General features: G+C 61.5%; 10 protein-coding genes. 7 read left to right on the top strand and 3 right to left on the bottom strand.

Annotation, left to right across the window (positions count from 1 at the left end; all coding sequences use genetic code 11):
• Window positions 1-100 precede the first annotated feature (100 nt).
• From nhaC to vanT, 3 genes are all read right to left on the bottom strand, one after another.
• The gene (gene nhaC, locus EIO64_RS03275) at window positions 101-1,534 is read right to left on the bottom strand and encodes a Na+/H+ antiporter NhaC (protein WP_021748223.1); all 1,434 of its coding nucleotides are present in this window, start codon (window positions 1,532-1,534) and stop codon (window positions 101-103) included.
• Between the two features lie 69 nt (window positions 1,535-1,603).
• Window positions 1,604-2,380 (bottom strand): alpha/beta hydrolase, encoded by a 777-nt coding sequence (locus EIO64_RS03280; protein WP_021748224.1) that lies wholly within the window; start codon window positions 2,378-2,380, stop codon window positions 1,604-1,606.
• A gap of 95 nt (window positions 2,381-2,475) precedes the next feature.
• Window positions 2,476-3,612, bottom strand: coding sequence for a serine racemase VanT catalytic subunit (vanT, locus tag EIO64_RS03285; RefSeq protein ID WP_136890775.1), 1,137 nt, complete (start codon window positions 3,610-3,612; stop codon window positions 2,476-2,478).
• 304 nt (window positions 3,613-3,916) lie between these two features.
• Between vanT and serC the strand changes: the two genes are divergently transcribed.
• The 7 genes from serC (at window position 3,917) to EIO64_RS03320 (ending at window position 11,131) form a co-directional block, all read left to right on the top strand.
• The gene (gene serC / locus EIO64_RS03290; RefSeq protein ID WP_036629710.1) at window positions 3,917-5,005 is read left to right on the top strand and encodes a 3-phosphoserine/phosphohydroxythreonine transaminase; all 1,089 of its coding nucleotides are present in this window, start codon (window positions 3,917-3,919) and stop codon (window positions 5,003-5,005) included.
• Between the two features lie 560 nt (window positions 5,006-5,565).
• Window positions 5,566-6,477, top strand: a complete 912-nt coding sequence (locus EIO64_RS03295) for an NAD(P)-dependent oxidoreductase (protein ID WP_021748228.1) — start codon at window positions 5,566-5,568, stop codon at window positions 6,475-6,477.
• A gap of 191 nt (window positions 6,478-6,668) precedes the next feature.
• Window positions 6,669-7,298, top strand: coding sequence for a GntR family transcriptional regulator (locus tag EIO64_RS03300; RefSeq protein ID WP_021748229.1), 630 nt, complete (start codon window positions 6,669-6,671; stop codon window positions 7,296-7,298).
• Window positions 7,299-7,308: 10 nt separating this feature from the next.
• A complete protein-coding gene (locus EIO64_RS03305; protein ID WP_021748230.1) occupies window positions 7,309-8,418 on the top strand; it encodes a betaine/proline/choline family ABC transporter ATP-binding protein in 1,110 nt (369 codons plus the stop codon).
• Window positions 8,415-9,059, top strand: coding sequence for an ABC transporter permease (locus EIO64_RS03310; RefSeq protein WP_021748231.1), 645 nt, complete (start codon window positions 8,415-8,417; stop codon window positions 9,057-9,059). The genes EIO64_RS03305 and EIO64_RS03310 overlap by 4 nt, the downstream gene beginning before the upstream one ends.
• Window positions 9,056-10,555 (top strand): glycine betaine ABC transporter substrate-binding protein, encoded by a 1,500-nt coding sequence (locus EIO64_RS03315; RefSeq protein WP_021748232.1) that lies wholly within the window; start codon window positions 9,056-9,058, stop codon window positions 10,553-10,555. The genes EIO64_RS03310 and EIO64_RS03315 overlap by 4 nt, the downstream gene beginning before the upstream one ends.
• Before the next feature lie 153 nt (window positions 10,556-10,708).
• Window positions 10,709-11,131, top strand: a complete 423-nt coding sequence (locus EIO64_RS03320) for a hypothetical protein (RefSeq protein ID WP_249390782.1) — start codon at window positions 10,709-10,711, stop codon at window positions 11,129-11,131.

Consider the following 11,131-nt stretch of genomic DNA (forward strand, 5'->3'; position numbering starts at 1 on the left):
ATTATACGGCAGGCCGCCGTTCTTTGCAACAGGCATGGTGCGCCACGCGAAAAGGGCCGGTCCGAAAATCGGGCCGGCCCGTATTGTCAGGCAGACTCAATCACTTTGCAGCAGCCTTTTTCCTGCCCCACATCTTGTTGCCGTCCTTGTCCCATATACCAAAGCCGGAGAAGGCGCAGAGGATGGAGAAGATGGGTACAATGAAGATGAACCAGCAATACGGGATATACTCCGTGCCGCAGCCCAGTACCTCCATCACATACAGCGTGGCAACGCCCCAGGGGACGATGGGTGCACTCAGGGTCCCCGCATCCTCCAGCGTCCGGGAGAGGACCCTGCGGTGGATGCCCATGCGGTCGAAGGCGTCCTCGAAGGTCTGCTCGGTGACGATGATGGCCACGGTCTGGCCGCCGGCCGTGAGGAAGTTGACGATGTAGCAGTAGATCAGAGTGACGGTCACCAGGACGCCGCGGCTCTTGATGAACTTCAGCAGCACGTCCTTGGCCAGCACGTCCAGGATGCCGGTGGCGGTGATGATGCCGCCCATGACGCTGGCTACCATGAAGGTGATCAGCAGACCGGTCATGCTGGTAATGCCGCCGCGGTTGAGCATCGGGTCCACAATGTCCACGCCGGTAGACAGTGTGAAGCCGTTGGCCGCATAGTTCATCAGCTCCACAAAGTTCACTCCCTGAAATACCATGGCGAACACGATGCTGACCACCACAGTGAGGCCCATACCCAGCAGGGCCGGCAGCTTGAACACCGACACCAGCAGCACCAGGATGGCGGGCAGGATCAGGATGGGATTGAGGTTGAAGTGCTCCGCCAGGGTGTCGCAGATCAGGTTGGCGCGAGTCGTATCCATCTCGCCGCCGCTATGCATCAGGCCGGCGGCGGTAAACAGCACCAGCGCCACCAGTGCAGCGGGAATAGTGGTGTACATCATGGACCCGATGTGGTCATACAGGGGAACCCTGCTGACACCGGAGGCCAGGTTCGTGGTGTCGGACAGAGGGGACATCTTGTCGCCGAACCAGGCACCGCAGACCACCGCAGCAATGACCAGCGGTACCGGGATGGAAGTAGTGGAGGCCACGCCCACCAGGGCAATGCCCATGGTCGCCACGCTGCCGAAGGAGGTTCCGGTGAACTCCGCCGTCAGCCCGCTGAGGACGAAGGCCAGGGGCACCAGGATTTTCGGGGAGATCAGCTTCATGCCGTAGTACATCAGGGCCGGGACCGTGCCGCCGGCCATCCAGATGCCCACCAGCATGCCCACCATGATGACGATCAAAAATGTCGGGATGCAGTCGGACACCACTCGCAACAGCGTCCTTTCCACATCCGCCCAAGGGATATCCAGCAGGAGCGCGATTACCACGGCGATCAGGGCCGCGATGAACACGGACATAGTGGTGTCCACGCCCAGGTTGATGAGCGCCACCAGCACGGCCACGATCACCAGGAAGGAGATCACGGCGAAAGCCGGAGTTGGGGTCTTCCGCGTCTTGACTGTCTTTGTCTTATCCATTCTCGTTTCTCCCTTCTAGATTGTACGGCGGCGCGGGACCGCGCCCGCGGCGCCGCAGGAGTCCTCCGTTCAGCCCAGCAGCTCCCGGGTCAGGAATGCCAGAGCCGAGTCCATCCGGGCGGCCCGAAACGCACAGGATTTGAATCGGTGCTCCGCGCCATGGACCACCAGGAATTCCGCCCGGTCTCCATAGATCTCCTTGTACCGCTCCGAACAGTGGATGGAGGCCGTCACGTCCTCATCCCCGTGTACCAGATTCACGCGCTTGGTGAATTTGGCCGCCACGGCGTAAGGATCCAGCTCCAAGGCATCCTGATAGAAGCCCAGGCCCACCCGCAGGCCCTCGTAGTCTGCGTAGCCCTTCTCCTCGATGTCAGACACATCCACGCCGCAGAGCATCTTGTGCTTCATGTTGTAGACCACGTCCGGCGCCGGGCACCACAGGCTCAGGGCGCACACGTCCGCATCCCGCAGGCCCGCCACCATGGAGGCCACACATCCCCCCATGCTCAGGCCGTGGATCGCGATCCGGCTCTGGTCCACAAAGTCCAGACTCTTGACATAGTCCAAGATGGCAAGGCCGTCTTCCACCTCACTGGAGACAGTCATGTCCTCGAACCGCCCGTCGCTGTCGCCGCTGCCGGCAAAGTCGAACCGGACACTGGCGATCCCCCGCTCACACAGCCTGCGGGAGAGCTCCGTGTGGACGAAGTTGATCTCGTTCCGGTCGTCGCAGAAGCCGTGGAACAGGATCACAAAGGGTACTTTCCCCGGCCGCTGGTCTGGCACATGCAGCATCCCCCGTAGGGTCAGGCCGCGGCTCTCGCACTCCACATACCGTTCCATCTCTCTTCCTCCTTTCTCCGCAGGCACCGTTCCGCTGGCCGGCCCCCGCTTGGTTTCTGATCTATGCAAAGCCGCTCCGCGGCCTCACATCTCACTCAGGCCTCCTGCCGGAAGCAGCGCCCCTCCACCCGGGCGCCCAGGCGGCTGAACAGCTCGTTGGTAATGGTGCCGGCGTTCTCCGCCAGCTCCTCTGCGTAGATGACACAGTCCCCCTGGCGGCCGATGAACACCGCCTCGTCCCCCACCCGGACATCTTCAATGCCGGTGACGTCCAGCATCAGCTGGTCCATACAGATCCGGCCGATGCCCTGGGCGTACTGTCCCCGGACGATGGCCCGCAGCTTTCCGCCGCTGAGGCAGCGGGGGATGCCGTCGGCGTAGCCGATGGAGACGGAGGCCACCTTGGTGGGCCGCTCCGCCCGGAAGATCCGGCCGTAGCTCACCGTCTCCCCGGGTCCGATCTCCCGCACAGAGGTGATCCGGGCCTTCAGGGTCATGACCGGCATGGGCTGCAGGTCCTCCCGCAGGTAGTCCGCCGCGCTGCTCTTGACGCCAAACATCAAAATGCCCAGGCGGGCGTAGTCATAGGCGTACTCCGGGTAGTTCACCGCCGCATAGCTGCTCAGAAGGTGAACCGTCCCCAGCTCCACGCCCCGGGCCTGGAGGGACTCCACCACGCTTTTGAAGGTCTCCGCCTGCCGGCGGGAAAAGTCCACATGTTCCTCCTCGTCCGTGTCCGCCACGCAGAGGTGGGAGTAGATGCCGGTGACCTGCAGGACGCCGTTCTCATACACCCGCCGGATGGCGTCCAGGTCCTCCGGCAGGAATCCGATGCGGTGCATACCCGTGTCCACTGCGATATGTACCTTGAGGCGCACGCCGTTCTCCCGGCAGTAGGTCTCCAGCTGGGCGGCGTGGTCCGGGCAGGTGGCGGTCTGGGTCAGCCCGTGCTCTGCCAGCAGGTGGAAATACGCAGGGGCGCTGTATCCCAGGATCAGGATCTCCCCCTGGATGCCGGCCTCCCGCAGCTGGACCGCCTCGTCCAGCGTGGCAGTGGCAAAGTGGCGGATGCCCAGCTCCCACAGCTGGGCGGCCACCGCCCGCGCCCCGTGTCCGTAAGCGTCCGCCTTCACCACGCCCATGATCCGGCAGCCCGCTGGCAGAAGGCTCTGGTAGCGCCGGATGTTGTGGGCCAGGGCCTCCCTGTCCAATTCAATCCAAGTCCGATTCATCTATCTCCCTGCCGCCGCAGTGCGGCGGCGCTCCCTTCCCAAAATTCTTGATCCCGTCAAGAGGTCATACCAATGGCAATTTTTTTCAGAATACCCGAAGTCTGCCAAAAAAGCAAGTTTTCTGCAAGTTTTTTTGTGCCCCTAAAACTTTTTACGGGCTGTCCGCCGTCCTCTCTCACAGGCGGACTCATCCCGCTTTTCCGGTTGATTCTTTCCAATTCTGTGCTATACTGGAAGAGGAAACAGACAGATGTCTGCGCGCCGATGCGAAACCCCAGAACAAAAAAGTTTGGAGGAAATGAGTATGAAATACGGACGTACCTATAATTTCTCCGCCGGACCCGCCATGATGCCGGAGGAGGTCTTGGAGGAGATCGCCGCCGAGATGATGAATTACCGGGGCAGCGGCATGTGCGTCATGGAGATGAGCCACCGCTCCAAGGTCTTTCAGCAGATCCGGGACGAGGCCGAGGCGGACCTGCGTCAGCTGATGGGCATTCCCGACAACTACAAGGTTCTGTTCGTTCAGGGCGGCGGCACCGTGCAGTTCGCCATGGTGCCCATGAATCTGATGAAGAACGGCGTGGCCTGCTATGTGGAGACCGGCAACTGGTCAAAGAAGGCCATCAAGGAGGCCCAGAAGTACGGTGAGGTGAAGATCGTCGCCTCCTCCGCGGACAAGAACTTCTCCTACATCCCCGACTGCTCCGATCTGGACATCCCCGACAACGCAGATTACGTCTATATCTGCGAGAACGAGACCATCAACGGCACCACCTATTTCCATCTGCCCAACACCAAGGGCAAGATCCTTGTGTCGGATCAGTCCTCCATGTTCCTCTCCCGTCCCTGCGATGTCACCAAGTACGGCCTGATCTGGGCGGGCGTACAGAAGAATGTGGGTCCCGCCGGCATGGCGGTGGTCATCATCCGGGAGGACCTGTTGCGGGAGGACCTGCCCCAGTTCGTGCCCACTTACATGAGTTACAAGACCCATGCGGACAATGACTCCCTGTACAACACTCCCAACTGCTGGGCCATCTACTGCTGCGGCAAGGTCTTCAAGTACCTGTTGGCAAACGGCGGACTGGAGGCCATGAACAAGCGCAACGAGGAAAAGGCCGCGGTGCTGTACGATTTCCTGGACCAGAGCAAGTTCTTCACCGGTGCTGTCCGCAAGGAGGACCGTTCCCTGATGAACGTGCCCTTCGTCACCCCCAGCAAGGAGCAGGATGCCGATGTGGTGGCCGCCTCCAAGGCCGCCGGCTTCGACAACCTGAAGGGCCACAAGAGCGTGGGCGGCCTGCGGGCGTCCATCTATAATGCCATGCCCAAGGAGGGCGTGGAGGCCCTGGTGGAGTTCCTGAAGAAGTACGAGGCAGAGCACGCGTAACGGCTTTCCATGGGGGACCTGCTCCCCCATGGAGGCCCCCCGTCAGTCTGCAGACTGGTGAACGCCGCCCAAGGCGTCTGAGTCGGGGAATTTTCGGCAGGTACACGCCCTGCGGAAAAGGATTAAAAATTCTTCTTTTGCCTCCGGCAAAAGAACTGGGGAAACCGGCGAAGCGCCGCCAGCGGTCTCGAAAGCGAGCCGATTTCGAGACCGCGGCGCGATTGGCGGCCCAAAAGGGCCGGGAATCGCAATGCCGCAACGGTGTAGCCCCCACGATTTCTACCAGCCCCCTTCCTTTTGTGCGGGTGGGAGAGCGAGTGGAACACGCCAGGCGTATCTCCACTCTTCACGCTCCACATCTTCACTCCGGTGAAGCCAGAGAGGCTTCGCCTTCCCCCTTCCTGCGATGGAGTCCGGAGCGTCAGGCAGACTGCCGTACGCGCAGCTCCTATCTCTGAACTCCACTCTCACGGAGGCGCCTGTCCCCCAATGGGCGTTTGGGGTTTCCGACATTGGCACCCCTGGGGTGTGCCGGAAATGTATGAAAAGGGGTATTATATATGGCATTAAGAGTTTTGGTTACCGATGGGATGGATGCTGGCGCAATGGAACAGCTGCGCAAGGATGGATATGAAGTCATCGAGCAGTTCTATGAGCCCGATCAGCTGGGCGCAGCCCTGCGGGACTTCGACGTGGTTATCATCCGCAGCGCCACCAAGATCAAGGAGCCGCAGATCGACGCCGCCGCAGGCAGCCGCCTGAAGCTCATCATCCGGGCCGGCGTCGGTGTAGACAACATCGCAGTCAAATACGCAGAGGAACACGGCATCCAGGTGAAGAACACGCCCCGCGCCTCCTCCAACGCGGTGGCGGAGCTGGCTCTGGCCCTGTTGTTCTCCTGTGCCCGGAACATCTCCATCGCGGGCCACACCATGCGGGAGAACAAGTGGGAGAAGAAAGCCTACTCCAAGGGCTTTGAGCTCTCCGGCAAGACTATGGGCGTCATCGGCTATGGCCGGATCGGCCAGCTGGTGGGCGCCAAGGGTCAAGCCCTGGGCATGAATGTGCTGTCCGTGGTCCACCGCAACAAGCCGGAGGGCTGCGAGTGCGAGACCATGCACTTTGTCACTATGGACGAGCTGCTCTCCCAGTCCGACATCGTCGTCCTCTGTGCCCCCAGTGGCGACAAGCCCCTGGTGGATGCGGAGTCCCTTGCGAAGATGAAGGATGGCGTGGTGATCATCAACGTCTCCCGGGGTGCCAACGTGAACGAGGCCGCCCTGCTGGACGCTCTGAACTCCGGCAAGGTCAAGGCCGCCGGTCTGGACGTGTGGCTGAGCGAGAAGGATCCCAACTGGGCCCTGGCCTCCCACCCGGCTGTCTCCTGCACGCCCCACATCGGCGCAGGCACCAAAGAAGCTCAGAAACGCATCGGCGCGGAATTGGTGGACATTGTAGAGAACTTCGGCTGATCAGCATTCCCGGTCAAACGCCCCTCCCGTTTTCACGGGAGGGGCGTTTTTCTGTGCCGTCTTTCCGATTTTTTCTTTTTCCGTAAATTGTTCCTATATTTTTATAATTTTTTAACTGCCATCTCTATTTACTTTTCAAAGTTGGCAGTGTATAATAGGGGCCATACAATCGCAGAACAGAAGGTGATGGCTTGAGGCAGGCAGTTGTCCCGTCCCAGTATCTGCAGATCGCTTTGGATCTGGCTACCCGCATCGCCCAAGGTGAGTTGACGGAGGGCAGCCGGATTTACGGTCGGTCGGTGCTGGCGTCGGAGTACGGGGTATCCCCGGAGACGATCCGCAAGGCCCTACGGCTGCTGGCGGACATGAAGGTGGTGGATGTGAAGCCCCAGAGCGGGGCCGTAGTCCTCTCCGCCGACAGCGCCCGCCGGTACATCGAAAACTTCTCCGAGGATGCGGACATCCATTCCCTGCGCCTCCAGCTGAAGGCGCTGCTGGCGGAGTCCGCCGAGGTGAACCGGCGCATGGCGGACACCGTGTCGGCCCTGGTAAAAGGGCAGGACACATTTGCTGCGGCCGGTCAGCCCCTCCCCAACTATGAGGTCCCTGTCCCCAAGGACTCTCCTCTCATCGGCAAGAGCATCGGGGAGCTGAAATTCTGGCAGTCCACCGGCGGCACCATCGTGGCCATCCGGCGGGGCCAGACGGTGATCCTCTCCCCCGGTCCCTATGCCGAACTGTACAGCGGCGACGTCATCATCCTGGTGGGAAGCCCCAGCGCCGCAGAGGCCGCCCACCGGCTAGTAACGACAAAGGAGTGAAGGCAGCGATATGATCCAGTTTGAACACGTCTCCAAGAGCTATGGCAAGACCCCGGTCCTCAAGGACCTGAATTTCACCATTCCAGACGGACAGTTCGTGGTCCTGATCGGCCCTTCCGGCTGCGGCAAGACCACCACCATGAAGATGATCAACCGCCTGCTGGAGCCCGATTCCGGCACCATCCGCATCGACGGGCAGGATATCCACTCCCAGGACAAGGTGGAGCTGCGGCGGCATATCGGCTATGTGATCCAGCAGATCGGCCTGTTCCCCAACATGACCGTGGCCCAGAACATCTGCGTGGTCCCCAAGCTGCTGAAGTACGACAAGGCCCGGTGCGATGAGATCGTCCAGGAGATGCTGCAGCTGGTCCACATGGAGCAGTCTGCCAACAAGTATCCTTCCGAGCTCTCCGGCGGCCAGCAGCAGCGCATCGGCGTGCTGCGGGCCCTGGCAGCTTCTCCCCCCATCGTGCTGATGGATGAGCCCTTCTCCGCTCTCGATCCCTTGACTCGCGAGTCCCTGCAGGATGAGGTGAAGAACCTGCAGCAGAAGCTGAACAAGACCATCGTCTTCGTCAGCCACGACATGAGCGAGGCGCTGAAGCTGGCGGACATCATCATCTTCATGGCCGCCGGAGAAATCGTCCAGATGGCCTCCCCCGAGGAGATGCTGGAGCACCCCGCCAACGATCTGGTCCGCACCTTTATGGGCAAGCACACGCCGGACACCGCCCCCTCCAAAGTAGAGAGCTTCATGCGCACCAATGTGTTCAGCGTCCGGAAGGATCGCGGCGTGTTGGAGTGCGCCGAGCGCATGGCCCGAGGCAGCGTGGACACCCTGCTGGTCACAGACGAGCAGAACCGGTACTTAGGCACCATCTCCATCGGCGACATCCGCCACTGGGGCCGGGAACTCACCAGCATCGAGCCTCTGATCCGCCAGACTGCCCGGACCGTCCGGGTGGGGGACGAGGCCAAGGAGAGCTTCGACTACCTGCTGGACTCCGGTGCCAACTACGTGGTGGTGCTGAATGCGGACGACACCATCGCCGGTATCGTCACCAAGACCAGCGTGGCCCGCAGCGTGGCGGAGAATCTGTGGGGTGATTCCAAATGATGACGCTGATCCAGGACTACGGCGCCGACCTGCTGCGGGCCATCGGACTGCACACGATATATGTGCTGATCTCGGTGGTCATCGGCTTTGCGGCGGGACTGGTGTTCGGCATCCTCCTCTCCCGAATCCCGCGGTGGCTGTCGGGCATCATCATCCCCATTCTCTCCATCTTCCAGACCATTCCCGGCCTGGTGTTCATCGGCGTGCTGTTCATCTGGTGGGGGAATATCTATCCCACGGTGATCGTGGCCCTCAGTGTGTACGCCATGTTCCCAGTGCTGAAAAACACCTACACCGGCATTCTGGAGGTAGAGCCGAAATACATCGAGGCCGCCAAGGGCTGTGGCATGTCCTCCTTCCAGACGCTGGTGCGGGTGGAGCTGCCCCTGGCCATGCCGGTCATCATCTCGGGGCTGCGGATGGCCGCCATCTACACCGTCTCCTGGGCGGTGCTGGCCTCCATGATCGGCCTGGGCGGCCTGGGCGACTTTGTGTACCGGGGCACCAGCTCCAACAACAACACGCTGATTCTCCTGGGGGCCATCCCGGCGGCCATACTGGCCGTTCTCTTCGGACTGGTCATTGACCTGCTGCAGAAAAGGGTCACGCCCCGCGGCCTGCGAAAGGAGGCGGGCAAATGAGCTGGGACCTGATTTTTCAACATCTCTTCATCGTTCTGGCGGCCAGCCTGCTGTCCATCGCCGTGGGACTGCCCTTGGGCATCTGGGCATACGTCTCCAAGACCGCCCGGCCCGTCATCCTGCGGATTGTGGACCTGCTGCAGACCATTCCCTCCCTGGCCCTTCTGGGCATCATCATGGTGGTGCTGGACCCCGGCAAGCTGACGGTCATCACCGGCATCACGCTGTACTCCCTGCTGCCCATCGTGCGGAACACCTGCTTGGGACTCCAGGAGGTGGACCCGGGTGTGAAGGAAGCCGCCCGGGGCATGGGCATGAGCAAGCCCTACCGGGTGCTGATGGTGGAGTTCCCCCTGGCCTTCCCCACGGTGTTCACCGGCATCCGCATCGCGGTGGTAAACGCCATCGGCACTGCGGTATTCGCAGCTTTCGTGGGCGGCGGCGGTCTGGGCGGCGTCATCACCCAGGCCATCCGGATCTCCGATATGTCCCTGATTCTGGCGGCCACCGGCGTCCTTATGGTCATCGCCGTGGTGCTGGACCTCATCATGAGCTGGTTCGAGGGGCAGATGCGCAAGAGCCGGGGCGGCTCCAAGAAAATGTGGATCCCGGTGGCGGCCATCGTACTGGCGTTCATCCTGCTGCTGCCCTATGGCCGCGGCGGCACCGGCGACATTCTTCTCTATGACGGCGACTACTCCGAAACCCAGCTGATGCACCACATGGTAAAGATGCTGGTGGAGGACCAGACGGACCTGACCGTCACCATTCAGGATCAGATGTCCCAGGTGAACAACTGGAACTCCCTGAAGGATGACAGCCACACCTGCGACCTGATGATCTCCTACGACGGCACGATCCTCACCACCTTTCTGGGCCAGGACACGGTGGACGTTCCGGAGGGCATGACGATCTACGACTACGTCCAGGGCGAGCTGGACAGCTACGGCCTCACCCAGCTGGAGCAGCTGGGCTTTGAAAACACCTACGCCATCGGCGTGCCCCAGGCCCTGGCGGACGAGTACGGCCTGGAGACCATCAGCGACCTCATCCCCATTGCGGACCAGCTGACCTTCGGCGCGGAGCAGGAGTTCTTCACCCTGGAGGGCAGCATGAAGTATGACCCCTTTGTGAAGTTCTACGGTCTGAATTTCCAGGACGCGGTCTCTGTGGATATGGGCCTGAAGTACTCCGCCATTGAAAACGGCAGCTTCGATGTGGCGGTGGTCTACTCCACCGACGGCCTGAACAAAAAGGTCGGGCTGAAGGTCCTGGAGGACGACCAGAGCTTCTTCCCCGACTACAACGGCGTCTTTCTGGTGCGGGACGATCTGCTGGAGAAGTACCCGGAGGTGGCGGACATTCTGAACCAACTGGCGGGCAAGATCCCCACCGAGCAGATGGCGGAGCTGACCTACCAGGTGGACGTGGAGGGCCGCACTGTGGATGAGGTGGCCCGGGAGTTCCTGGTGAGCCTGGGGCTGCTGGAGGCCTGATCCCCGCTCTCTTTCAAAACCGCTCTGGAGCGTCCGCGCTCCAGAGCGGTTTCCTTTGGAAAATTTCCACTTCTTTGCAACCGGCATCACGTTTTCTCGTCTATGTTGGTGAGAGAACCTCCAGCCGTGGGCTGGAGACAGGAGGAGGATCCCATGAATCTGCAAAAGCGGTACTTATTGATGGGCGGAGCCGTGCTGGCCATCCTGCTGACGCTGGCGGCAGGACTGCTGTTCTGGGGCCGGAGGCCCTTCCGGGGTCTGGAGGCGGCGGACATCGCCGCAGCCACCGTCCTGGTGGCCCCCCCGGATGTGACACTGGAGCTGGATGCCGGGGAGATCGAGACCCTGGCGGATCTGCTGGCAGATGTCCGCATCACGCGGCCGGACCAGTCCTATTCGGAGTATGCCGGACAGACCGTCCTGTTCACGGTGACCATGGCTGACGGCACAGCTGCGAACGTCACGGCCTACAACCCGTTTCTGATTATCGACGGCACCGGCTGGCGCACCGCCTATGCGCCCTGCGAGGCGCTGAACCGCTTTGCCAACGAGCTGCTGCGGGAGAGAGGAGGATAA

Origin of the sequence: Dysosmobacter welbionis, from assembly GCF_005121165.3 — a bacterium.
GTDB lineage: Bacteria > Bacillota > Clostridia > Oscillospirales > Oscillospiraceae > Oscillibacter > Oscillibacter welbionis.

Bases quoted from the DNA above. Each gene is read 5' to 3' on its own strand.
- serC (WP_036629710.1), top strand. From the start codon at position 3,917: ATGAAATACGGACGTACCTATAATTTCTCCGCCGGACCCGCCATGATG.
- EIO64_RS03280 (WP_021748224.1), bottom strand. From the start codon at position 2,380: ATGGAACGGTATGTGGAGTGCGAGAGCCGCGGCCTGACCCTACGGGGG.
- EIO64_RS03320 (WP_249390782.1), top strand. From the start codon at position 10,709: ATGAATCTGCAAAAGCGGTACTTATTGATGGGCGGAGCCGTGCTGGCC.
- nhaC (WP_021748223.1), bottom strand. From the start codon at position 1,534: ATGGATAAGACAAAGACAGTCAAGACGCGGAAGACCCCAACTCCGGCT.
- EIO64_RS03315 (WP_021748232.1), top strand. From the start codon at position 9,056: ATGAGCTGGGACCTGATTTTTCAACATCTCTTCATCGTTCTGGCGGCC.
- EIO64_RS03310 (WP_021748231.1), top strand. From the start codon at position 8,415: ATGATGACGCTGATCCAGGACTACGGCGCCGACCTGCTGCGGGCCATC.
- vanT (WP_136890775.1), bottom strand. From the start codon at position 3,612: ATGAATCGGACTTGGATTGAATTGGACAGGGAGGCCCTGGCCCACAAC.
- EIO64_RS03305 (WP_021748230.1), top strand. From the start codon at position 7,309: ATGATCCAGTTTGAACACGTCTCCAAGAGCTATGGCAAGACCCCGGTC.
- EIO64_RS03295 (WP_021748228.1), top strand. From the start codon at position 5,566: ATGGCATTAAGAGTTTTGGTTACCGATGGGATGGATGCTGGCGCAATG.